19 protein-coding genes are annotated in these 25,495 nt (G+C 44.8%); 6 read left to right on the top strand and 13 right to left on the bottom strand.

The annotated features are described in order from the left end of the window. Positions 1–25: 25 nt before the first annotated feature. The 3 genes from GJU87_RS21055 to GJU87_RS21045 form a co-directional block, all read right to left on the bottom strand. A complete protein-coding gene (locus GJU87_RS21055) occupies positions 26–1,714 on the bottom strand; it encodes an MFS transporter (protein ID WP_153641265.1) in 1,689 nt (562 codons plus the stop codon). A 248-nt stretch (positions 1,715–1,962) separates the two neighbouring features. Beyond that, positions 1,963–3,099, bottom strand: coding sequence for a DUF4831 family protein (locus GJU87_RS21050; RefSeq protein WP_153641264.1), 1,137 nt, complete (start codon positions 3,097–3,099; stop codon positions 1,963–1,965). Positions 3,100–3,318: 219 nt separating this feature from the next. Further along, a complete protein-coding gene (locus GJU87_RS21045; RefSeq protein ID WP_153641263.1) occupies positions 3,319–4,836 on the bottom strand; it encodes an NAD(P)H-hydrate dehydratase in 1,518 nt (505 codons plus the stop codon). A gap of 233 nt (positions 4,837–5,069) precedes the next feature. Between GJU87_RS21045 and GJU87_RS21040 the strand changes: the two genes are divergently transcribed. Then, positions 5,070–6,608 (top strand): peptide MFS transporter, encoded by a 1,539-nt coding sequence (locus GJU87_RS21040; protein ID WP_153641262.1) that lies wholly within the window; start codon positions 5,070–5,072, stop codon positions 6,606–6,608. A 119-nt stretch (positions 6,609–6,727) separates the two neighbouring features. Here GJU87_RS21040 and GJU87_RS21035 read toward each other — a convergent pair whose 3' ends face one another. From GJU87_RS21035 to GJU87_RS21010, 6 genes are all read right to left on the bottom strand, one after another. Continuing rightward, entirely contained in the window at positions 6,728–6,910 is a 183-nt protein-coding gene (locus GJU87_RS21035) for a hypothetical protein (protein WP_153641261.1), read from the bottom strand. 25 nt (positions 6,911–6,935) lie between these two features. Continuing rightward, positions 6,936–7,079: a hypothetical protein gene (locus GJU87_RS21030; RefSeq protein WP_153641260.1), complete on the bottom strand. Its 144-nt coding sequence runs from the start codon at positions 7,077–7,079 to the stop codon at positions 6,936–6,938. A gap of 69 nt (positions 7,080–7,148) precedes the next feature. Further along, positions 7,149–7,487 (bottom strand): hypothetical protein, encoded by a 339-nt coding sequence (locus GJU87_RS21025; RefSeq protein WP_153641259.1) that lies wholly within the window; start codon positions 7,485–7,487, stop codon positions 7,149–7,151. A gap of 11 nt (positions 7,488–7,498) precedes the next feature. Beyond that, the gene (locus GJU87_RS21020; protein WP_153641258.1) at positions 7,499–9,667 is read right to left on the bottom strand and encodes a peptidase domain-containing ABC transporter; all 2,169 of its coding nucleotides are present in this window, start codon (positions 9,665–9,667) and stop codon (positions 7,499–7,501) included. A gap of 8 nt (positions 9,668–9,675) precedes the next feature. After that, positions 9,676–10,836 carry an HlyD family secretion protein gene (locus tag GJU87_RS21015; RefSeq protein WP_153641257.1) on the bottom strand — a complete coding sequence of 387 codons (1,161 nt, stop codon included), beginning with the start codon at positions 10,834–10,836 and terminating at the stop codon, positions 9,676–9,678. Positions 10,837–12,165: 1,329 nt separating this feature from the next. Then, a complete protein-coding gene (locus GJU87_RS21010; protein WP_153641256.1) occupies positions 12,166–12,648 on the bottom strand; it encodes a hypothetical protein in 483 nt (160 codons plus the stop codon). A gap of 512 nt (positions 12,649–13,160) precedes the next feature. On the opposite strand from GJU87_RS21010, the gene GJU87_RS21005 reads away from it, so the two are divergent. Further along, on the top strand, positions 13,161–14,006 hold the full coding sequence (locus GJU87_RS21005; protein WP_153641255.1) for an SEC-C metal-binding domain-containing protein: 846 nt from the start codon (positions 13,161–13,163) through the stop codon (positions 14,004–14,006). Positions 14,007–14,289: 283 nt separating this feature from the next. Here the strand turns inward: GJU87_RS21005 and GJU87_RS21000 are convergent, their stop codons facing one another. From GJU87_RS21000 to alaS, 4 genes are all read right to left on the bottom strand, one after another. Next, a complete protein-coding gene (locus GJU87_RS21000; RefSeq protein WP_153641254.1) occupies positions 14,290–15,171 on the bottom strand; it encodes an SDR family oxidoreductase in 882 nt (293 codons plus the stop codon). A gap of 267 nt (positions 15,172–15,438) precedes the next feature. Next, positions 15,439–17,220, bottom strand: coding sequence for a long-chain fatty acid--CoA ligase (locus GJU87_RS20995; RefSeq protein WP_153641253.1), 1,782 nt, complete (start codon positions 17,218–17,220; stop codon positions 15,439–15,441). A 28-nt stretch (positions 17,221–17,248) separates the two neighbouring features. After that, positions 17,249–19,039: a long-chain fatty acid--CoA ligase gene (locus tag GJU87_RS20990; protein ID WP_153641252.1), complete on the bottom strand. Its 1,791-nt coding sequence runs from the start codon at positions 19,037–19,039 to the stop codon at positions 17,249–17,251. A gap of 276 nt (positions 19,040–19,315) precedes the next feature. Then, positions 19,316–21,937, bottom strand: a complete 2,622-nt coding sequence (gene alaS / locus GJU87_RS20985) for an alanine--tRNA ligase (RefSeq protein ID WP_153641251.1) — start codon at positions 21,935–21,937, stop codon at positions 19,316–19,318. Between the two features lie 179 nt (positions 21,938–22,116). On the opposite strand from alaS, the gene GJU87_RS21705 reads away from it, so the two are divergent. Genes GJU87_RS21705 through GJU87_RS20965 form a run of 4 tightly spaced genes read left to right on the top strand, consistent with a single transcriptional unit; the run spans position 22,117 to position 25,414 of the window. Next, positions 22,117–23,088, top strand: coding sequence for a M23 family metallopeptidase (locus tag GJU87_RS21705; protein WP_153641250.1), 972 nt, complete (start codon positions 22,117–22,119; stop codon positions 23,086–23,088). A gap of 11 nt (positions 23,089–23,099) precedes the next feature. Continuing rightward, the gene (locus GJU87_RS20975; RefSeq protein WP_106543126.1) at positions 23,100–23,435 is read left to right on the top strand and encodes a MerR family transcriptional regulator; all 336 of its coding nucleotides are present in this window, start codon (positions 23,100–23,102) and stop codon (positions 23,433–23,435) included. Positions 23,436–23,484: 49 nt separating this feature from the next. Then, positions 23,485–24,585, top strand: a complete 1,101-nt coding sequence (locus tag GJU87_RS20970; protein ID WP_153641249.1) for a Nif3-like dinuclear metal center hexameric protein — start codon at positions 23,485–23,487, stop codon at positions 24,583–24,585. Between the two features lie 34 nt (positions 24,586–24,619). Beyond that, positions 24,620–25,414 carry a zinc ribbon domain-containing protein gene (locus GJU87_RS20965; protein WP_153641248.1) on the top strand — a complete coding sequence of 265 codons (795 nt, stop codon included), beginning with the start codon at positions 24,620–24,622 and terminating at the stop codon, positions 25,412–25,414. Positions 25,415–25,495: the final 81 nt, after the last annotated feature.

Below are 25,495 nucleotides of genomic sequence, written 5' to 3'. Positions count from 1 at the left end.
TTGAATTTATCAGTATTCTTAGGTGTTAGCTCTCGATATTTGGTTTCTCGAGACCATATCCTTTCTTGAAATCTTCGCGCTTCAACAGGAAGGCAAACAACAGGGCCAAAATTCCCAGCAATGTAAACATCAGAATGTCGTACTGGTAATCATACCGGATGTTCAGCTTCTCTTTGGTCACCACTTCAAAAGTAGCTTTCTTGAAAGTAGAGCCCATTTTGTCCAGCACTTTTTCCTGGGTCACTCCCATCTCCGGACTTCCCAACATGTCCAGGTTATTGGAAACAATTGTGTTTTCAACTTTTTCCGGATTGATTTGGCTTTGCGGAGTAGGCACATAAGAAGCCGACTCAACAATTGAGTCGACAACGCCACTGGTTGTTTTCTCAATCGCGATATTCAGCGCTTTTGCATCCAGCGTAATGTTCTCCTTCTGCAAGGCCTGGGTGTAGCTCATCTCAACCGCTTTCCGGATAATGGTCTTATTCGGTGCGACATTCGGGTTCGTCGAGTTCAGGACAACACCTAAAAGAAGCGGAATCAACATCAGACCAATGTTCTGGATAAAGAAGATCACTGCATAGGCTGTTCCCAATTGCTTCTCAGGAATAATTTTCGGTACAGATGGCCACATGGCTGACGGCACCAGCGAGAAAGCAATACCAAGAATGACTACCATGGCGGCGGCAAAAATCCAGTTATCAAGGGTCGGAATAGAAAGGAATCCATGCACCACAATCAACATGACAGCACCAATGATCATGATGGTCGCACCTTTTCCTTTCTTATCGTAAATACCACCAAAGAAAGGAGTCAGGAAGATGGTTCCGAAAGGCAACAAGCTCGGAATCAACCCTGCCAGCGAAGGTGATACATGATATTTGTTGATAATGAAGTCCGTTGCGTAGAATAAGAACGGGAAAACCGCACCATAGAAGAGAACACAAAGGATGGCGATGTACCAAAACGCTTTGTTCGAAATAATCATCACGATATCCCTCAAACGGAACGGCTCCTCTTCTTCAACTTCGATGTGTGCTTCCGATTTATCGAGTTTGGTATCCAGTACGATATAGGTGATAAACGCGATGACTCCCAACAACATCAGGATGAAGGCAAACGCTACAGGAGCTCTGTAAGTAAAATGAAGAGCCAATGGCAGCGAAATAGCCAACGCTAAAGCAGTTCCCAAACGGGCAATCGACATCTGCAATCCCATGGCCAAAGCCATCTCTTTACCTTTGAACCATTTCACAATCGCTTTCGAAACGGTAATTCCGGTCGCCTCACTTCCCACACCGAAAATGGCAAATCCAATGGATGAAAGAAGTACTTCCGTTTTGATATCACCAACCAGCGGAAGAGTAACATGAGCGCCGGCGGGGAAAGGTGCCGTAATGGCCCAGTAGTTAACACCTGTACCCACTACCATTAAAACGGTAGCACCTAAACCGGTAATCTTAATCCCCAGACGGTCAAGTATAATACCGCTGAAAATTAACATTAGGAAGTAGACGTTAAACCAGGCATAGGCAGAGGTGTAAACACCAAAATCAGAACTTGTCCACCCCAAAGCACTTTCAAGAATTGGCTTTACAGGCGACAAAGCATAGTTAAAGTAATATGCACCAAACATCGAAAGTGATACGACAACCATCGCCGTCCACCTTGCTTTTGGTGATTCCCTCAACGATTTTCGAATTGCTTCAGTCATAATTATCTATTTACTTACAAATGATTTTTTCCTATTGGCAGCCCAAAATACAATAAAAACCGGAAGATATTCTGCTCAACAAAGGCGATTTACGTCATATTTTGACAAAAAAAACAGGATGTTAAAAATCAAAACCCTTTAAAACCGGAGGTTTGGGAGAGCCATGCGTTGCTTCAAAGATGTTGGGAAACATCGGGAAAAGCAGGTTATAACATAAAAAAATGCGGACCGTAGTCCGCATTCTCTAACTATTGAATTTCTTCTTTATTTTTTTCCTTAATGCGCTGAATCGCGCCGGTAGCCGGATGCAAGCGTATGGAATAATTCCCGTTGAGCAAGCCTTCGGGAATGGGAGCCACTTTGCCGAACTGTGCCAGCGTCAGGTGTGACTCCAGCAAAGTATGAGTCCCGTCCAACAAACGCACTTCCGCATTTCCGGGAATCCGGTAAAACAAACCACTGTCGCTTGTTTCAGTTGTTGTAGCTGGCTGCACCGCCGCCATCTGGCCATTGCTTTTCTCCAGGCTGGTATTCGGGTCAAGCTCCAGCATCACTGGTTTCCCGGAAAGGTCAGTGGTCGGAACAACGCCTTTGGAAGATGAAAACCGGAACACAATCTGACTTTTACCATTTTTTGCTCCGGGAACCACATTGAAAACATACGTATGCTTTGCTTTGTATGATTTTCCGATAAAAAGCCCCACATACTTCTTTTCGAGCTTATCGAGCTGAGCCACCATGGTATTGTAGGCCTCGCCATCGGGTAAAGCTTTATCGTATCCAAAAACAAGCGATTTGAATTTCCGTTTCCTGATTTTGGTAATATCGTGTGCGGTTTCCAGCGCTTTCTGCTGCAATGTTTTAGTAGTGTACATCTCGGGAGAAACAGAATCCACCTTATTCAAAAACGAGTGCATCGATCGATCGGGCCAGGGTTCATCCGGTACCTCAACGTCTGGTGTGTAAACCGAACTGGAAACCTCTTCTTTGCCCAATTTCACATCACTGTTAATACCAATCAGTACGCCGTCTGCTGTCAGGCTTAAAGCCGAAGCATAAGGACCAGACGCTTTATGCACTTCATTCGGGTCGGGTTCACCATAGGTCTCCAGACTCACATTGGTAATTTTCCAGGTTTCCCTGTCGGTGGAAGGGGCATTCGGAATTCCGAGGTATTTTTCGGCATATTGGTAATACGGACCGTGAACAAATTTCACCTGTTCCGCTTCAACGGTTACCCTAATCCCCGTCTCCGGCAAAGAATAAACAACGCTTCCTGTAAAAGGAACCTGTTCTCCATCTTTGCGTTTGTCATCTTTGGGCGATGCCATCACCTGTCCGGCAACAAACAGTAAGCCCAGTAAAGTAAGATATATACTTTTCATTTTTCTTTAATTATTCATTCAACCACATAAAAACGGCCAGTCGTAAAACACCCTTATCGGGAAGATTTCATACCGCTCTGCCTCATTGTCTTAAGTCTGCTTGTTTCTGCTAACTCATACACCAGCAAATTCTTTTCTCAGTTTCTCTAACGGAAAAAGAGAGATTAACAGAAACAAATATCCCCAAATTTGATAGTTTTTTTTGCTTTCACAAAATCTTTAAGAATCTTTAAGTGTGGCAAATGCCAATCCGAGGTGCTGAGTTATATCGCCTGCCAGCAGTGCTTCGTGCGAACCTTCCTCAACAGCGAAATCAGCAGCCAGCCCATGAAGGAAAACACCCAGAATAGCTGCCTCTTTAGCTGTATATCCCTGTGCCAGCAAGCCAAGCAGAATTCCAGTGAGCACATCACCGCTTCCGGCCGTAGCCATCCCCGGGTTGCCGGTACTGTTGAACCAGCAGGTTCCGTCAGGACAAGCAATAGCTGTGTAAGCCCCTTTCAATACCAGCACAACGCCATTTTCCCGCGCATATTCTTTGGCCAGTTGCAATCGTTCGTATCCACATTCCACCGGGTGCGTCAACCGGGCAAACTCTCCCGGATGCGGTGTCAGAATGGTTTCAGGGGGAAGCAACTTCAACCACTCCGGATTCTTTGCCAACAGGTTCAATCCATCTGCATCGATAACCATCGGCTTTTTCATTTCTTCTTCCAGCATTCGCTGAACACCGCGCCCTGTATTGCACTTCGTGTCCAGGCCGGGCCCGATACCAATCGCATCGAAAGAGGTCAAATCCGGATTTTGGGTAAACATCAAATCCGACTGGTCGATGCTGGCCATGGCTTCCGGAATGCTGTTTTGCAGGATGTTGTATCCGAGACGGGGAACGTGCGTCGTAAGTAGACCAACTCCCGAACGAAGACAACCCCGCGATGCAAGAACAGCTGCTCCCATTTTTCCGTAACTACCGGCAATCAGCAACGCATGTCCGAAGTTTCCCTTGTGGGCGAAGGTTCTCCGGTCTTTCAAAAGGGCTTTTGCCACCAGGTGATCGGTATAGAAGAAAGGGGTCTCCGTTTGTTCGATTCCATCCGGGTGTAAACCAATATCCAGAACTATCCAGTGGCCGGTGAACGGATCGTTTTCCGGCAGGAGAAAACTGATTTTCGGAAACTGAAACGTAAGCGTCACATCGGCGCGTATAATGGAATCGCGATCGTTTTGTCGGTTATCTTCTCCCATCAGGCCGGAAGGGATATCGATAGCGACGACCTGTGCACCGGAGTCGTTGATGTGTTTGACGATTTTCGCCGGCAAACCTTTCAACGGACGTGACAAGCCTGAACCAAACAATCCGTCAACTACCCAGTCGGTCGGCTTGATTTCCGGCATCGGTGCATCTGCATCCAAATAAACGATTTGTGTGCGGTTCTGCTGCCGCAAACGCTCCAGGTTGGTGTTGGCCGATTCGGACATTCCTTTTCCCAAGTCCATCACATACACATCGATGCCAGAAAGTGCCCATGCCAGCATTCGGGCAGCGGCTAACGCATCGCCACCATTGTTACCCGGTCCCACAAAGAATTTCAGATGCTGGTCCGGTTCGGCGTGATGCAGAATCCAGTCGACCAAAGTGGATGCTGCCCGTTCCATCAAATGGATATCAGAAATGGGTTCATGCTCAATGGTATATTTATCAATACCGGCAATCTGGCTGGTCGCAAAAAGTTTCATAGCAATTGATTTTAGCTTTGGAAGTCGATTTCACGTTCGCCTCTTTAAGGCTATGCATGCTGAACGAATTTACAAAATCAAGACCGTTTTTCCTCATCCATACTCCCGGATGCTGTTCTTTTTCTTTCATACAACATATTCGCACATGACCTGGCTCTCCTTTATGGAAGAAAAAGTTAATTATATTTGTCCGATTGCTAATTTTCGAACTAATCTATCAAAATCATACGTTTATGTTAAAAGGACATCCGAAAGGACTTATTGCCGCTTCATTAGCTAACATGGGAGAGCGTTTCGGCTTTTACACAATGATGGCTATTCTTGTACTATTTTTACAAGCAAAATACGGTTTAAATGGTAAAGATGCAGGACTGATCTATTCTGTATTTTATGCCCTAATTTATATTCTTTCACTATTGGGAGGATTCATTGCTGACAGAATAAGAAATTACAAAGGAACCATACTATCCGGTATTGTGATTATGGCTGCAGGTTACGCCATGATTGCTTATCCTACTCCGACTCCTGTTCCAAACCGAACGTTCTACCTAATCATGACTTGTCTTGCATTATTTACTATCGCGTTTGGCAATGGCTTATTCAAAGGAAATCTACAAGCTCTAGTTGGCCAGATGTATGATAACCCAAAGTATCATGAGATGCGAGACTCCGGGTTCTCTTTGTTTTATATGTTCATCAATGTAGGCGCAGCATTTGCCCCGTTAATTGCAATTATGATTAGAAATGGGTGGTTAAATCTCCATCATTTTAAATATAATGCAGATTTGCCAGCCCTTTGTCATCAGCAATTAGATGGAACGATTACAAATGAAGCGATGCAGAGGTTTCAGATGTTGGCTGGCGAAGTTGGTGGACAGGTCAATGATTTAACGGCCTTTTCAAAAGAGTACCTGGACGTGTTTAACCGGGGATTCCATTATGCATTCGCATCTGCTATTGTTGCCATGCTCATTTCTTTGATCATTTACGTTGTAAATAAAAAGAAATTCCCTGCTGTACAGAAACATGAATTAAACGTTGCAGAATCGAACAACAATTCTGAAATGGTACAAATGGGTGCGAAAGAAATTAAACAACGCATGTATGCGCTTTTTGCTGTATTTGGAGTTGTTATTTTCTTTTGGTTTTCATTCCATCAAAATGGACTTACACTAACCTACTTTGCCAGAGACTACACGAACCTAAGCAATCTTTCCATCAATCTTGGATTCACTGTGATTGAAGGTGCTGAAATCTTCCAATCATTCAACCCTGTTTTCATCATTCTATTAACGCCAATAATATTGGGCATATTTGGTTGGTTACGAGCAAAAGGGAAAGAGCCCTCAACTCCTAGAAAAATTGCAATTGGAATGCTTGTAGCTGCTCTCGCTTATGTACTGATGACAGTAGGCTCACTAGGCTTGCCATTATTTAGTGATGTACAGAAAATGGGCGGCCTAAGTGACGCTCGACGAGTAACTCCAATGTTATTAATTGGCACATATTTAATTTTAACAGTTGCGGAGTTGTTTATTAGCCCGCTTGGAATCTCATTTGTATCAAAAGTATCACCTCCCAAATACCAGGGGATAATGCAAGGTGGATGGCTCGGTGCGACAGCATTGGGAAATCAACTACTTTTCATCGGTGCCGTTTTATATGAAAGCGTTCCGCTTTGGATGACCTGGAGTGTGTTCGTTGTTGCCTGTTTGATCTCAATGACGGCAATGCTGCTTATGCTGCGTTGGTTGGAGAGAGTTGCTAAATAAACACAAATGTACTAATAAACAGGGCTGTCTTGGTTAGTTTGCCCTTTATCAATTTATGACATAACGAAAATTCATTGTCAATAAAAAAGCCGTCTTTAAGGACGGCTTTTCTTTTTTCTTTATACAAAAAGCAGAATAATTCCGATCCACATTGCTGCTTTTCCAATTACTTTTTCAGCAGCATCTCCTGCTGCATGACCTGCATCATATGCTTCCTGAGCAGTTGTTCCTCCATTCACTTCTCTTACTTCTGCCATATTCAATTCCCTTAACTGATATGACTGGTGATTTTCATTTTTCATCTGTTATCTTTCTTCTAAATATTAATCAATCAAAAAGTCCTACAAAAAATCCAAACACAGCACTAGCAGCCAGAATGCCACCGTGTACTGCACCTGGAGTCTGCCACTCCTCGCCATATCCTACTCCCCCATCAATATTTTTCAATTCTTCAGACTTCAATTCTTTCATAACATAAAAGGTTTAATTACAATTCCTACTCTATACAGGCTTTTCGGATTCCGCCTGAGTTTTGTGCACTTAACTCATGAAGCAAGTTAGCCGTGTAGAGTGCACAAAAAAAGCACTGTAAAAATTTAGTTTCCGGAACCCACCTTCTACTTTACGAACATCCTCTCTCGACAACACTTTCACCGAATAATCCAGCTCCAGCTCGTGCCCGTTGCTGAAATAATAACTCCTTTTTATTTTTGAATAACCTACTTCAACACCCAATGACTTGATTTCATCAAGGTAGTTGAACAATTGCCTGCGACTGATCCGCAAGGAGCGGGCAAACTCTTCCGGTGCCCCTGTCCGTTCACGCTTGATCAATTGATTCATTCGCTTCAATCTTTCCATCTGTTCAAATGCTTTCATAGTATATGGTTTTATATTTTCAATTGTTCTACCTGAGGCATTTGCCGTTTCCACATGTGATAGTAATACCCCTGCTGTTCGTAAAGAGTCGTATGATTTCCTTTTTCGATGACCTGTCCCTCTCTCAATACAACAATTTCATCGGCATCCACCACCGTACTTAACCGGTGTGCAATCAAAATAACGGTCTTGCCTTCGCCTATTAACTCATGAATTGTTTCCTGCACGACTTGTTCCGACTCCGAATCGAGGTTGGAAGTAGCCTCATCCATGATCAGAATATGTGGCTGGCGATATAGTGCACGAGCAATCGCCAGTCGTTGCTTTTGTCCGCCTGACAAGGTCGCTCCGTTCTCTCCCAGGTAGGTTTGGAATCCGTTAGGTAACTTTTCAATAAAATCGATAATCCCTAATTGTTTACATACCTTTACCAGCCTCTCCATATCAGGAGCTACTTCGCCAACAGCAATATTCTCGACCACATTCCCGGCAAAAAGTTGAAGATTTTGCGGAACGATACCGACCCTATTCCGGAGGCTTTCGGAACTGGCGTAACGAATATTTATATCTCCTAAAAATATCTGTCCGCTGTTTAACGGATACAGTCCCTGAATTAAGGAAGCAATCGTGCTCTTCCCCGAACCACTCTCGCCAATGATGGCAGTTAACTGCCCCTGCCTTAATCTCAAGTTAAATTCCTCGAAAACATCAGTACGGGTACCATAGCTGAATGAGACATTCTGAAAAACAATATCGCCACGCATTTCTTCTGTTAGCTCAATGGCATTCTCCATCTCCTCGTCCCGTTCCAGATCCATAATCTCGAACAGACGGTCAGCCGCAATCCGGGCATTCTGTATTGTCTTGTTCATCCCAATCAAGGAACTTACCGGGCCGGTAAAATATCCGATAATAGCATAAAACGACATCAGTTCCCCCGGCGTAATGGTATGGTCAATTACCAGGTAACTGCCGGCCCATAACAGGACAATGGTAAAAGTACGGGTCAATAATTGTGACGCATTGCCCGTGAATATACTGTTCAAACCAGATTTGTACGTACTATCGAGTAACCGGATAAAACGGGTTTCCGTTTTCAGGTTGTTAAACTCTTCCAGGTTCAACTGCTTTATCGTCTTAACGGAATTGAGCGATTCAACCAGTTGTGTTTCCAGTTCCGCGGCGTTTTCCATGATTTTCCGCTCCCGCTTTTTGTTAAGCACATTGGTACCCCAGTAAACCAATGCATAAAGCGGAATAACAATGGCCATAATCAACGCCAGCTTCATACTGTATATGAACATCAGGGTAAAGGAAAAAACGATGATGAAGATATTCACCAACATGGAAATCATACTGTCGTTGATGAATGCCCGAATCTTCACCGCATCGTTGATACGTGAAATGATCTCGCCAGTCCGCATGGTGTCGAAAAAGCGTTGCGGAAGCTTTAACAAGTGTTTATAATACCCCAGGATTAAACGGGCATCGATCAACTGCCCGGTCTTTAGTACAAATACGGTTTGAATGGAACCGATGACAATTTGCAACAGTAGAATGATGACCATTCCCACACTCAACAGGTTGAGTAAATTTCGATTCCCATCCGGAAGAACAAAGTCGGTTATCTTCTGAATGTAAATGGATGTGGATAATCCTAAAACCGTGTAAACGATGGCTCCGATCAGCGCCTGGACCAAAACTTTCCGGTGCGGATGGAGTAAAAAACGAAAACGGGTGAAAACCGGAACCTTTTCATTCCGGGCCATAAATTCCTGGTTGGGTGACAAAAGGATAAGTACACCGGTCCACATTTCCCGGAATTCCTCATGTGATTTACGATGAATTTGCCCGTCTCCCGGATCCATATATTCTACATAATCCTTTGTGAATTTGTATATCACTACATAATGCTGGAGCACTTTTTTAACAATAACATGTGCTATAGCAGGCAAAGGCACTTCACTCAATGCTTCGACTTCACCTTTCACCCCCTTGGCCGAAAATCCCAGTTTCTCTGCCGCTTTAATTAACCCCCAGGCATTTGTTCCCTTTTTATCGGTTCCGGCCCATTGCCGGATTCGTGCAATAGGTATTTTCAGCTTATAATGAGACGAAACGGATGCCAGGCAGGCAGCGCCGCAGTCGGTAATATCGTGTTGTTTAATCTTCACACTCATATCTCTCTTCAGTTTTGGTTGTTAGCAGTAAGGATTTTAGGGTTCAACCAGTCATCGGCTTTGTCAAATAGCATGTCGTATAAACTCCGGCGAGTTACTTTAAAACGGGAGGTCAATGTCAGGCCATTTTTCAATTCTCCCCGGTAGCCGGATTTCAACGAAAGATATTCCTGATTCAACAGGCACCTTACTTTGAAATAAACAGCATTGTCTTTCTGATAAGGTTGGTTAGAGATATCGATGATTCGGCCATGAGCCAATCCCCACTGGTTGTAGTTGTATGCATCTACCTGAAAAGCAGCAACCATACCATTATTTAAATAGCCAATATCTTCGGGCCCTACATAACATTCCGCAATCAGACTATCGGTTGGTGTGATACTGGCAATGGTTTGATTGGTGAGAATAAAACTCCCGGTCTGAATCCCCTGGAAATTGGAAATATATCCGTTTGCCGGGGCAAGAACCACATAAAACCGTTTTTCAAAAGCCAGCTGATCGCGATTATTGGTGAGATTCTTTCTTTCAATTTTATATTGAAAAAGCTTTTGCTGCCAGTCAGCTTTCTTCTGACTGATATAGAAATCACGTTCTTTCAGGAGTTGATTCAACTCCAGCTCCTTTTTCTCGAACTCAGCGGCAGCTATCAATTCCTTTTTATACAGCAACTGCGTCCGCTGAAAATCTTTCCGGGTCGTTTCCAGTCTCAGCTCATATCCCATTAACTTCTGCCGGTATTCCAGGTAACTACTGCGCATCAGATCCGTCTGAAGTTGTGGCTTTTTGCTATGCAAGAGACCTTCAATATCTGTCATGTAACCGGAATACAATTTTATCTTGTCATCGATCACCTGTAACTGGTCGGAGATTTTTTCAGGCGCCAGCCGGAGTATGGTGTCCCCTACTGACACTTTCATATTCTCTCTAATATATACCTTCTCGATCTGCCCGGTTATGGGTGATTGTATGGTGGTAACTTCCTCGCGCGAACGAATCACGCCTCTCGATTGAACGGTTATATCCACCATAACAAAAGGAAGCAAAGCTAAACTGACCAGTACTATCCCGACCAGTAGAATATAAATTGCTTTTGAGTGCCTGGAAAACCGAAAATAATGGTTCTCCAGTGAGAATCGGATAATCTCCTTTGGAAAAATATTTTGTTTCATAGTAGGTTAATTCATTTCTGTCTTTGGTTACTATTGTGTCCCTTTCATCCATGCAAAGTTTTTCTAATACGAAATCACTTCCGGATTAATGGCTAGATATGATTACACCAATTATTTTGGGTGAAGGCAATTAATTTCTTGAACATCACCCATGGAACAAAAGAGTATAAGCAATTGGATACAAATCAAAAAGACTAGCGGATGTAAATCTTAGAATTGCTTAATCTCGTCCTGATAGGTTGTTACAATTAGGATCCATATCATAAGAATCGAGCGGAAAGAAGTTTCTTTTCCTGATCAAAATGGTCGGTTAGGACAGCAACCAACATCAACGAATCACTGTAATTGAATTTCCGGTTCATAATAAGTCAGTATTTTGAGGTTAAACGTCATTTTGCTATCGGAAAAAGAATCATGACTGACACACATCTAAACCGATGCGTTGAGCTGTCAGTCTGCTTCAAATCCCAAAGTTTTTCCCTTTCCCTTAAAATACACTTGCTATGTTAAAACAATCCCGGAGTGGAGAACTCCTCATATTCGTCTTGCTTCACGTGTTAATACATTTCCTCACAAAAAGGTAACCCCCTTTTTTCGAAAAGATCTTAACAATTATTCTCCCACACGAGCAATCATCACCCTATCCAATTGCTAATGAGGAATTTTTATTGCGATAACATTAATGTTACTTTTTAAGAATTGAAGTACAACCAACACCTCTTTTCCTAAAAACCCATCTACTACATTACTAATATCCAGACTGGGCATCACTTTGTCAATCCCTATTTAACGTAATCCATTAGGTCATTTAACCAAGCGATTAGCTTCACGAGCCAATATTTCCCAATCATTCTAAACATCTCACCCCGTCGGCGCTCCAACTTTCATCCACGCCGTTCTACAATACATCGTTGTGGTATCAAAATTACAGCGTCAGCATAATAAATTACATAGTCCACTATGTAATTTACAGCCCTATACACTCTATCTTACTCCTTCGCCCCACTATGGTACATAGCTGGCCATCAAAACTACCGCGTTGGCATAGTAAATTACTCCGCGTATGGGTGTAACTTATCGCTTCCACGCTCTAACTTATTCCTTTGCCGATCTAAATTACCCCGTTGCATAGGCTAAATTACTGCATCAGCGCTGTAAATTACTCCATGCATGGGCTGAACTAACCGCTTCGTCGTAGTCTACCCACCCCGTCGAAGGGGTACCCGAACGGGGTAAACAGGGTAATGTACCCCCTCCAAATTTGGAATTGTAGTTGCAACAAAAAACCTGTCAGGATTTGAAACCCTGACAGGTTAAAATGATCAGCTTTTATTCAGCTTCTTCCTCGCTTTCTTCCGGACTCGAATGCGTGAAATATTGCTTCAAGTCATCGTAGATAGGGATGGCGCTGGCCACCTTTTCCTGAGCATGATACCGCACCGAGCGGTAAAACATCAGGGCTGCCTGGTAGTTGTCGTGGTCGAGCAGAATCTTGATGTCGGTTAGCTTCCGCTGGATGTCGGCCATACTCATCAAAACCGATTCACTGAAAGTTCGGCTTTCATAATCGTTGGCAAATTCCGTTTCATCTAATTTGATCGGTGTGAATTGCGGAAATTGCGCCATGTAGGACTTCGCCTTGTTTATGACCAGTTTGTTGTGCTCAGCGACCGAACCGTACTTGCGGCGCTCTTCGTTAGACAATACTGGCGCTTTGGGGTTAATGATTGACAGAATAGCATCCAGTCCCTGGTTGATAGTATCCGCCTCCTCGGGCGAAAAAACCACCTTCAATAAGTCTTCACTAGGCATGTCGATTTGATTTTTAATTTAGTTATTATATTGCATGGACTTTCCATGTCTTTTTTTCCGGTCGATGTGCAGCACTTTTCTTTCCCCGCGAAGTTTGCTCGATTCTATCTGCTTGTTTTGTTAAATTAAATGATGTTAAGCAAAACGCCAAATTAGCATGCCTGCAAACCGCTCAAATTGAGCTCTAAAGAAAAATTGAAAGTGACGTTCACGGAAAAGATCGCATCATTCACGGAAGAATTTGAACCGTTCATCAAAAAATCGGACCATAAACATGTTATCCAGCAGAATTGCAACTTTCAATTTAACAGTCTGCCAACACTTTGTCGATAATTAGAAACCAACATAGGCTCTTTTGAAACATAAAGTATGGTTGGAAGTCGTTTTTAGTGAGCGGGAGAAAAGGTGACGGGATGAAATGGAGATAAGGTGAGAATATAGAGTTGCAAGAATGGCAAAACTGGCATACTCTGTTTATTCCTTTATCTTTGCCCCCATCAAACCATATCGACATGACAACCCAAGAGGCGCTGGCCATTCTGCATAAAACACAAGACGGAATTCCGTTCGAAGCACTGGATTTTCTGTACCATCAACCAACCGACAAAGAGCTGGAAGAGAAGATTATTTTCCACCTGGAACATGCCTACGACGAAGCGTTGATGCTGAAAAAGAATGGTCAGTTTTCCAATCTGCCCCTTTGGTATGCGATTCTGGCGGAAGCCCATGCCACCCCAAAAACGGCCGATGCGGTTGTCAAACTCTTCACGACACCCGATGCGCCCGACTGGGACATTTTGAACGAGCAGGGACTTTACCTGGTGGGATTACTGGCGGAAAAGTTCCCGGAAGTGATTGATACCTTCCTGGATGCCGTTGCGAAAGAGGTAAAAGAAGAACACGAAACGCCCTATCTTTTTCTGTACGAATGCCTGGCTTTCGCCGATAACACACATGCTGAGAAGGTTTCAGCTTTGCTGAAAAATAAGAAAACCAAATGGCGGGAACTGCTCGCCGTTCAGGCAGCTGAGGCCGGGATGACTGAATGTGAACCGGCCTTACAGGACTTCTACAAAGAGTACGAACAGCACACACAGACCGGAACCGAAGAGAACCGAATCCGGGTGGAAATAGCTTACGCGCTGGATGTATTGAAAAAAGGGGAAAAGCAACCAAACAGCTATTATCTGCAGCGCGGTGAGTGGAAAAACCATTACCGACAGCTGGCTCCTCTTTTCGAAACCGAGAAACCCATGCTGGCCGGTATTACCAGCAACGTGGGTCGAAACGATTTGTGTCCCTGCGGTTCAGGGAAAAAATACAAGCATTGCTGTATGAAGAAGATTCAGGGAAATTGAAATAGAAAAGCCAGAGGATATCTCAGAAAGAATTCCGGAGGAGTCATATATTGTTAGAGCTGCAAAACGAAAAACGCGATACGACTCCGGCCGGAGTCGCATGGATAAATCAAACGCCACCTTGCTAACAACATGTCATCCCTGCCGGGATGAAGAGAATTCTACCACGAGGTCTTAGAGTTATTTAAAAATATGCTGTAAACAACTTTTCCAAAGTTCGAAACTTTGGAAAAGTTGTAGCACAAAAAAGCCGGTTCACTGACCGGCTTCGATTTATCTGATTTTATTTCTTTTCCTGCTTTATCCACTTTTGCTTGTATTCGTTGGCAAAAGTTTTGAAATCAATGGGGTAACGACCCGTCAGCCGTTGAAAATCTTCGGTTACCAGATTCATCTTTCCATTTCGCGCGCCACTGTACAACAGGCTCATTACCTTCACAAATGACAGCGGCTTTTTCTCCCGAATTTTCTGCCGCATAAACATCAGCGTACTGGGGCGGGGATAACGAATTTCCCGGTCGAGAACCGAAGACAGAATTCCCACCAGTTCATAGTAAGTCATGGTTTGCGAGCCGGTAATCTCATACGTCATATTTTCGTGGCCCGGCTCGGTGAGCACCCGTCCCATCACTTCGGCCACGTCGCGCACATCGATGTAGTTGACCGGCGTATTTCCGGCGGGGATATACACCTTGTTATTTTCCAGAATCTCTCTTCGGTGAATGGTCGTGAGATTTTGCATAAAGAAGCAGGGCCGCACAAATGTGTAACTAACTCCCAGGTTCAGCAGGTAGTTCTCAATCTTGTAATGAGGAAGCAATTTATTCCGCTCCGCACCAATGACCGATAAGAAAACGATTTGCTTCACCCCGCGGCGGGCCGCTTCATCTAAAAACGGGTAAATATATTTCGACACATCCGAAAGTTGATGTGGCCTGACCAGCAAAATCTTTGTTACGCCCTCGAGTGCAGCTGCATAGGTCGAAGGTTCGTCAAACTCGAACGGGATGAAATGGCAATTCCCTGCCCCAATATCATGATGTGCACGTTCCTCATCCCGAACGGCAGCAAGCAATTCTACTCCGGGCAGATTTTTTTCGCCTAAATACTTCAGCGTTGCCAACCCTACATTCCCCGTGGCACCGGTTATTAAAATTTTCTCCATTGCATACTGGATTATTCGGTAAAGCAAGTACTATGAAAGCAACTCTCTTTAACCTGACAAAAGTAATGGATTAGCTGTAAAACCCGATCGTTAATAAAGATTGATTTTTACATAATCAGAAAAAAAGATGCTGTTTTTCTGAAAACTACCACTCCTATACTATTCAACTCCAACCGTCGCTAAAAGTTTTACACATACAGAAGGGAAGATCCGGATAATGAATCTTCCCTTCAGAATAAATGATAGGTTGGATTTAGTCACCGGCTACTACACCGGGTTATTGTAAATATCGTCAATCAACTTCTTGTACTTCTGCGCCACAAACTTACGTCGCAGCTTCAATGTTTGTGACAACTCGCCCGACTGTGGCGACCAGGCTTCACAAACCAACCGGAAACGTTTGATTTCCTCGTGCTGTCCCAAAACCTTATTGATTTCGCGAACCACTTTCCGGTATTGATTCATCACTTCCGGTGTCCGAACCAACTCTTTATTATCATGAAAGTGAATCTTCCGTTCGGCACACCAGTCGTGCAGAAAATCAAAATTAGGAGAAATCAGCGCACTGGCAAATTTCTGGTTTTCACCAATCACCATCATCTGCTCGATGAAGAGAGATTCCTTGAATTTATTCTCGATCATCTGCGGCGCGATGTATTTTCCGCCCGACAATTTAAAAATTTCCTTCTTTCGATCGGTAATTTTCAGATATTTTCCTTCAACTAATGTTCCCACATCGCCGGTATGGAACCATCCTTCGTCGTCAATCACCTCCCGGGTCATCTCCGGTTCTTTGTAATATCCCTGCATGACGTTCGGCCCTTTCACAAGGATTTCTCCGTCGTCGGCAATCCGAACTTCCACTCCCGGAAGAACCGGACCATTGGTGCCAATTTTCAGTTCGCCGGTAGCCGGGTTCGCTACCGCGATGACCGGTGAGGTTTCTGTTAAACCGTAACCTTCGAGCGTGCAGATTTTCGCTGCGCCAAATACACGGGCAATTCGTTCCTGCAAGGCTGCCCCGCCCGAAACAATGTAATGCACATTTCCGCCAAGTGCCGCTCTCCATTTCGAGAAAACCAGTTTGTCGGCAATAGCCAGCTTCAGACGATATCCCGGGCCAAATTTCACCTGGTAATCGAACCGTTCAGTCAGGCCAAGCGCCCAGAAAAATATTTTGCGTTTGATTCCGGTCAGTTGTTCCCCTTTTCCAATAATACCGTCGTAAATACGCTCCAGCAAACGAGGCACCGTGTTGAAGAGATGAGGCTTCACCTCTTTTACCGCCGGCATAATCTGAGCAATGCTTTCGACGTAATAAACTCCCATCCCTTTGTACTGGAAATGGTAGTTCATCGACCGCTCGTACACATGGCAAAGGGGTAAAAATGAAATGACCCGGTGCTGCTCTCCCAGTTCGTGATTCTGCGCATGCGCCTTAAAATTGGACACTAAATTTTTGTGCGACAGCATCACCCCTTTGGGTTTCCCGGTTGTACCCGAAGTATAAATGAGTGTTGCGATTTCATCCTCGCTCATGCTGTTTTTCAGCTCGCCGACTACTCCTCGGAAATGGCTCTCATTGGTTTCGCCCAGCGAATAAATTTCACTGATGTGCCGCGCTCCTTCCACTTCGTTAAACGAGAATATCTCTTCGATTGACTCCAGCTCATCAGCCAGTGGCTTCAATTTTTCATACATCTTCGCATCGGAGACAAACAGGAAACGGGCCCCGGAGTGAGCCAGAATATACCGGTACTCCTCTTCGCTGATGGTTGGGTAAATGGGAACATGCACGCCGCCAGACAACGACAGTCCCATGTCGAGAAAACTCCACTCGGGACGGTTACTGCTTACGGTTGCCACCTTGTCGCCTCGTCTCAGGCCCAAAGCCATTAAGCCGTAAGCAAGCAGGTAGGCATGACGGGCATATTCTTCTGTACTGTACTTTTTCCATTCGTTTCCCTCTTTCCGGCAAAGAGCATCTTCGCGCGGAAAATTCTTCAAACAGTGATCGAGGAGATCGAATGTACGTGTTACTGCACTCATTTATTGTAGTTCTGAAATCGTTATCGAATTATTGGCGGGCGTTGTGCGGATGACCGAATATTTCTTCCAGCTCAGCCTGGTATTTTTCAATCAACACATCCCTCTTCACTTTCAGCGTTTGCGACAACTCTCCTGTTGCCGGGGTCCACTCATCGGCCACCACTTTTATTTTTTTGATTTGCTCGTGAGGAGCTAAGGTTTGATTTATCAAAGTCACCTCTTTTTGAATCCGGTCAATCGTCGCCGGATTCTGTATCAGCTCTTCGTTATCACGATAGTTTATCTTGTGCTTAGCAGCCCAGAAATGCAGGTAATCGAAGGCTGGCGAAACCAATGCCGCCGCGAACTTCTCGTTCATCCCAACCACCAAGGCCTGCTCGATAAAACCGGAAGCTTTGAGTTTGTTCTCAATCACCTGCGGTGCAATATATTTTCCGGCCGAAAGCTTGAAAATTGATTTCTTCCGGTCAGTAATCTTCAGAAACTTGCCATCAATCAACGTCCCGATATCACCGGTGTGGAACCAACCATCTTTATCGACCACCTCTGCGGTATATTCCGGATCTTTGTAATAACCCAACATCACATTAGGGCCTTTACACAAAATCTCCCCATCTTCAGCAATCCGGCAATCTACACCTTCCAGAACAGGACCAACAGTACCTATCATCTTCTCTTCTTTTTCCCAGCCATTAACTGCAATCACCGGTCCGGTTTCGGTCAGTCCGTAACCTTCCTGGATGCTGATTCCCGTTGCCGAGAAAATTCTTCCCAATCGTTCCTGCATAGCCGCTCCGCCGGTAATAATGACCCGAATTTTCCCGCCAAGTGCTGCACGCCACTTGTCGAAAATCAGTTTGTGGGCCATCTTCAGTTTGAAACGGTAAAAGGGTCCGTAGTTCTTCGATGGATCGAATTTCTCACCGAGCCGGACCGCCCAGAAAAAGATCGATTTTTTGATGCCTGTCAAATCTTTCCCTTTGGCGATGATATTATCATATACCTTTTCCAGGAAACGAGGTACCGTAGTGAACGTATCGGCTTTCACCTCACGCAAATCATTTACCACCGTCCCCAGGTTTTGCGCATAATAAATGCTGACGCCTTTGTACTGGTAATGGTAATTGATCATGCGCTCGTAGATGTGGCAAAGCGGAAGAAAACTGATGGCTTTATCGTTCTCATCCACTTTATTCCTCGATGAAGTGGCAACAGCATTTGTCACCACACTCCGGTGAGCCAGCATAACGCCTTTGGCGGTTCCGGTCGTTCCGGAAGTATAAATAATGGAAAGTAAATCCTCCTCTGTAATGCCACTCTTAATGCGTTCAACCTCTTCTTTGTATTCGTCCTGATGCTTCTCTCCCAACACGCAGATTTCTGACAGGCTACGCTCACTGTCGATATCATCGATCGTGAAAAAGAATTCCACATTTTCAGATGCATCGGCTACTTTCTTCAGGCGGTTGTACATAGTACGGTTTCCGACCACCACAGCACGACAATCGGAATGAGCAAGCAGGTAAGTATATTCTTCTTCTGTCAGGTTCGGATAAAGGGCGACATGAACGGCTCCAACCTGCGCCATCCCCATATCCATGATATTCCATTCGGGACGACTATTGGAAACTGTGACAATTTTGTCGCCGGGTTTTATTCCCAAAGCCAACAAACCATAACTAAAATGATTGACCTTTTCGATGTATTGCCGGGTGCTGTATGTTTTCCACGTCCCATCCTGTTTGCCGGCAATGATTACCTCTTTATCAAAGTTGGCGGCCATCCGATCGAGCAGATCAAATGTTCTTGTCACTTTCATTATCCTTACTGGTTTAGTTCAATTTACAAAAGGCAGGTCTCTGCACCCGACAAAAATAGTATCTGCGCGGCTTTATCTCAGTATGAAATATGAGATTCTGCGGCATGCTCCAAATTTAAAACATATATAAATAACTAAAAGTACCTGTATTTAAGACGATAAGTGAGATACCGCTTCGGCTGAAATAATTTTCTTTTTCTTAAAACTTCCCCCCTTCATACAGAAAAAGCTGCCCGTAACAGGCAGCCTTTCATCTAATATCTTTACTAATCTTGCTTACTGATTCACCAAATTGGATGCTTCCTCCAATACAGTTGGAATTCCTGCAGGTTCTTTTCCGCCGGCCGTTGCGTAGAATGGCTGTCCGCCACCGCCGCCTTTCACATGCTTCGCCAAATCGCGAATTAGTTTGCCGGCGTTGAAACCACGTTCCTTCACCAAAGCATCGGAAATCATGATATGTAGATTGGCTTTACCATCAATCTCAGCCGCCAGTACGAGGAACAAATTGTCGATTTCCCCTTTCAGCTGGAAAGCCAAATCCTTCAGCATTGCCGAGTTGTTTACTTCCAGTTGACGGGCGATAAAGCTCACACCATTAATGTCTTGCACTTCCCGCAACAGGTCGCGCTTCATGATACCAACCGCTTCCTTCTCGAACGCTTCGATTTGCTTCGTCAGCTCGTTGTTGCGCTTCAGGAATTCGTCGACCGAAACTTTCAGATTCTTCGGATTATTCAGCATACCCGAAACTTCTTTCAGCACTTTGTGGTTTTGTACCATCATCTGTTCTGCACGGTCAGCCGTAATGGCTTCAATCCGTCGAACGCCTGCCGAAACGGAACCTTCAGAAACGATGGTAAACAAACCGATTTCACCGGTAGCCTCCACGTGAGTTCCTCCACATAGCTCGGTTGAATCGCCGAAACGAATGACACGAACCAAATCGCCATATTTTTCACCGAACAAGGCAATCGCTCCCATGTCCATCGCTTCCTGCATCGGCACAGCCCGGAACTCTTCGCGCTTTATGTTCATTCGAATCATATGGTTCACCTTACGCTGAATTTCATCCAACTCTTCTTCGGTTACCTTCTGAAAATGCGAAAAGTCAAAACGCAGGTAATCTTCATTCACCAATGAACCTTTCTGCTCCACATGCTCACCCAGCACTTCTCTCAGAACGTGGTCCAGCAAGTGTGTTGCCGAGTGGTTATTGGCTGTCAACTGCCGTTTGCGGCTATCGACATGCGCGACAAACGTTGCCGATGGATCGGCTGGCAACTCTTTCGCGTAATGAATGATGAGGTTATTTTCCTTCTGGGTATCCAGAATACTTATTTTCTTGCCGTCTGCTTCGATGTAGCCGGTATCGCCAACCTGACCACCCGATTCGGCGTAGAAAGGTGTGAAGTTGAAGACCAGTTGATACGATTCTTTATTCTTCACTTTCACCTTGCGATACCTCGTAATTTTCACCTTCGCCTCCAGATGCTCGTAACCGATGAACTCCTCTTCATCATCGGCCTGCAGTTGAATCCAGTCGCCGGTTTCCTGGTGAGTAGCATTCCGCGAACGATTCTTCTGAGCTTCCATCGCCTCGTTGAACTCCTTCCGGTTAACGACCAAATCGTTTTCGCGGAGAATCAACTCGGTCAGGTCGAGCGGGAAGCCAAAGGTATCGTACAATTCAAAAGCCAGCTTACCGCTAACTACTTTATATTCGTTCTTTTTAGTCTCTTCGACGATGTTGTCCAGCATGCGAATTCCGGTTTCCAACGTGCGTAGGAATGATTCTTCCTCTTCATGAATCACCTTGGTCACCAGCTCCTCTTGCTTCTTCAATTCCGGGAATGCTTCTCCCATATTCTGAATGAGAACCGGGACCAACTGGAAAATAAACGGCTTCCGGAAATTCAGGAAGGTGTAACCATAACGCACTGCACGGCGAAGAATCCGGCGGATAACGTAACCCGCTTTGTTATTCGATGGCAGCTGACCATCGGTGATGGAGAAAGCAATCGCACGCAAGTGGTCGGCCACTACACGCATGGCAATGTCCGTCTTATCGTCATCGCCATATTTTACACCGGCCAGGTTCCCCAACTCTTTAATAATCGGTTGGAAAACGTCGGTATCGTAATTCGACTGCTTGCCCTGCAATACCATACAAAGGCGTTCGAAGCCCATTCCGGTGTCGACATGCTTGGCGGGCAACTCTTCCAGTTTACCTGAAGCTTTCCGGTTATACTGAATGAACACCAGGTTCCAGATTTCAATCACCTGTGGATGATCTTTGTTGACCAGCAAACGTCCATCTTTCTTCGCACGTTCGTGCTCGTCACGCAAGTCAACATGAACCTCGGAGCAGGGGCCACACGGTCCGGTATCACCCATTTCCCAGAAGTTGTCCTTCTTGTTTCCATTCAGAATATGATCGTCCGGCAAGTACTGTTTCCAGTAACCACGTGCTTCTTCATCAGCTGCAACACCGTCTGTTTCATCGCCTTCAAATACGGTCGCATACAAACGTTCGGGAGAAATCCTGAATTCGCCAACGAGCAATTCCCATGCCCAGTTGACCGCTTCTTTTTTGAAGTAATCGCCAAAAGACCAGTTACCCAACATCTCAAACATTGTGTGGTGGTACGTATCGTGTCCCACCTCTTCCAGGTCGTTATGCTTACCCGAAACACGCAAACATTTCTGTGTATCCGCTACCCTCGGCGATTTTACCGGCGAATTCCCCAGGAAGATATCCTTGAACTGGTTCATCCCCGCATTGGTAAACATCAGCGTTGGATCATTTTTCACCACCATCGGTGCTGAGGACACAATCTGATGTTGTTTCGATGCAAAAAAGTCGAGAAATGTTTGACGTATCTCTTTTGAATTCATAATCAAGAAGCTTAATTCGAATAAATGTTAAAATTGGCCCGCTTCATCGGGTTTTCTCCTGCGAAACTCGAAAAAAATTTTAGATTTGCAACCGTTTGAAGGGTCTGTTTTATTGATCCTTGCAAATTTAGATTATTTCGTTAAATTTGTTAACACATATTGTAAAATAAAGGACCAGCATGGGTAAAACCAACTACAGATTTAACCCTGAAACGCTCAGTTACGACAAGATTGAACGAAATGTTAAGTCTCTTGTCAAGAGATTGCTTGGCTACCTTTCCACGAGTATAGTACTGGCGGTTATCATTTCGATGGTTTTTCTCCAGTTTTTTGATTCCCCCAAACTTCGTCGGGTAAAACGTGAGAACGAAAGGTTGCTCACGCAATATACCTTAATGAACAAGGATCTGGACAACATGAGTAAGGTATTGAAGGATATTCAGTACCGTGACGACAATATTTACCGGGTTATTTTTGAAGCTGAACCCATTCCGGCATCCGTTCGGAAGGCGGGCTTCGGTGGAATAAACCGTTATTCACAACTGGAAAGCATGGATAATGCTGATTTGGTTATCTCGACGGCTCGCAAGCTGGACGTTTTAACCAAGCAGATTTACATCCAGTCCAAATCGTACGATGATGTGATGAAGATGGCTCTGAACAAGGAAAAGATGTTAGCCAGCCTGCCATCCATCATGCCTGTTTCGAACAAAGATTTAAAACGAACCGCATCCGGATGGGGATACCGCATCCACCCGATATACAAAATTCGTAAGTTTCACTACGGAATGGATTTCTCTGCACCCACCGGGACAGAGGTATTCGCGACGGGTAGTGGCGTAGTCGAATGGATTCGCCGTTCCAAGATTGGTTTTGGAAACCACATCTTGATCAATCATGGTTATGGCTTCGAGACATTGTATGCTCACCTGAGCGCTTTCAACGTAAAACCGGGACAAAAAGTGAAGCGGGGAGATGTAATTGGTTTCGTGGGAAGCACCGGAACCTCAACGGCACCGCACCTTCACTACGAAGTACATAAGAATGGTAAAAAGGTGAACCCCCAGAACTACTACTTCCTCGATTTGTCGCCGCAGGAGTATGAAAAGATGATTGAAATTTCGTCCAACATGGGACAAAGCTTTGACTAAAAAACAACACTGTGCCATTTAAACAGCCCAAAGCGGAAAAACTATATTACTCGATTGGCGAGGTAGCCGAGATGTTCGATCTCCGGCCGTCAACCATTCGTTTCTGGGAGAAAGAATTCGATTCTCTCAAACCGCACAAAAACAAAAAGGGCAACCGTTTTTTTACCAAAGAAGATATCGACCACCTCGGTCTGATTTACCACCTGGTGAAGGAACGGGGAATGACACTTAAAGGTGCGCACAAAAAGATAAAAGAAAACCGGCAGGGAACTCAGGATACTTACGAAGTGGTGAAGAAACTGCAGGACATAAAGAACTTTTTACTGGAGATTAAAGAAGAGCTGTAACAGGTTCTTCTTTTTTTATCCTGATTACCCCGCCTAAAAAACCGCGAGCATGAAACTCAAGATACATGACATTACCAGCAAACTGGAAGCGTTGGCTCCCCCCTCATTTCAGGAATCGTACGACAATGCCGGCTTGATTGTCGGTCACCCAAACGATGAAGTGGACGCCGTTTTGCTGACATTGGATGTAACCGAAGAGGTGATTGACGAAGCCATCTCTAAGGGAGCCGGTTTAATAATCGCTCATCACCCCATCGTTTTCAAAGGACTAAAGCAGTTTAACAGGAAAAACTACGTAGAGCGTTGCGTGATCAAAGCCATCAAGAATGATGTGGCCATTTATGCCTCGCACACCAATCTCGACAGCGTTCCGGGCGGGGTAAACACCAAGATGTGTGAGAAACTGGGCTTACAGGATTGTCAAATCCTCTCACCGATGAAAGGACAGCTGTTGAAGCTGGTAACTTTCGTCCCTGTTGAGCATGCTGAAAACGTCCGCGAAGCCATTTTCGCTGCCGGCGCAGGTCACATTGGCAATTACGATCAGTGCAGCTTTAACCTTCCGGGAGAAGGTACTTTCCGCGGAAGCGAAAATACCAATCCATTCGTCGGCGAGCGCGGCAAGCAACATACTGAAAAAGAGGTCCGGGTGGAAACCGTTCTGCCCCGGTACCGGAAAAGTAAGGTTCTGCGGGCACTCCTGGAAAGTCATCCGTACGAAGAAGTGGCGTACGATTTTTATCCGTTGGAAAACGACTGGTTCGAAACCGGTATGGGAATGGTTGGCCATCTCCCGCAACCAATGGACGAAAAAGCCTTCCTGCTAAAGGTAAAAGAAACGTTCGCCTGTGGAGCTGTTCGCCATACCCGTCTACTCAACAAACCAGTTGAAAAAGTAGCCCTTTGCGGTGGTTCAGGCAGTTTTCTGTTGAACGATGCAAAAGCCTCTGCCGCCGATGTTTTTATCACCGGCGATTTCAAATACCACCAGTTTTTCGATGCCGAAGATAAACTGGTGATTGCCGATATTGGACACTATGAAAGCGAACAGTTTACTAAAGAGGTTTTTTATGAAATACTTACCAAAAATTTCCCTAACTTTGCCATTCGCTTATCGGAGGTGAAAACCAACCCGGTAAATTACCTGTAAATACTTAAGAAACACAATAAATAACAAACAGGATATGACGACAGAATTCAACAAGCCGGCTGGTGGGAATGAAGTTCCTGCAGAAGAGAAGCTGAGAATGCTTTATGAGCTTCAAACAGTTGTTTCCGAAATCGATAAAATCCACACGTTGCGGGGAGAGTTACCGCTGGAGGTTCAGGATTTGGAAGATGAAATCGCCGGTTTGAAAACCCGCATCGAGAAATACGACGATGAGGTAAAAAGCTTGAATACTGCGGTTACAAACAAGAAGGCCGAAATAAAAGAAAGCAAGTCGCTGATTGAAAAATACACCGAGCAGCAGAATAATGTACGCAACAACCGTGAGTACGATTCACTGTCGAAGGAAATTGAATTTCAGACACTGGAGATCGAGCTGGCTGAAAAGCGTATCAAAGAGTTTACCGCTGAAGCCAAGCAGAAGAAAGAGGAAATCGACAAAGCTCAGGTTGACCTGAAAGATCACGAAGAAGACCTGGTACGCAAGCGCAAAGAGCTGGAAGAAATTACTTCTGAAACTTCCGTTGAAGAGCAAAAGCTCATCGATAAATCGGAAGCAATTGAAACCAACATCGAAGACCGTCTGCTGACAGCTTTCAAACGTATCCGCAAAAATGCCCGCAACGGACTGGCTGTGGTAACGGTACAGCGTGATGCCTGTGGAGGTTGCTTCAACAAAATTCCGCCGCAGCGTCAACTGGACATTGCTTCACGCAAGAAAGTAATCGTTTGTGAATATTGTGGCCGTATCCTCGTTGACCAGGATATCATGACACCTCTTTCAGAAGAGACAGAAAGCAAGAGCAAGTAAGCAAAACAATTGCTACCACATAAAAAACCCGGTCCGGAAAAGGATCGGGTTTCTTTTTATATCATATCGTTCGTCTGTCTT

Origin of the sequence: Prolixibacter sp. NT017 (genome assembly GCF_009617875.1) — a bacterium.
In the GTDB taxonomy this organism is placed as follows: Bacteria; Bacteroidota; Bacteroidia; order Bacteroidales; family Prolixibacteraceae; genus Prolixibacter.
This window is presented reverse-complemented; position numbering and strand designations above follow the sequence as displayed.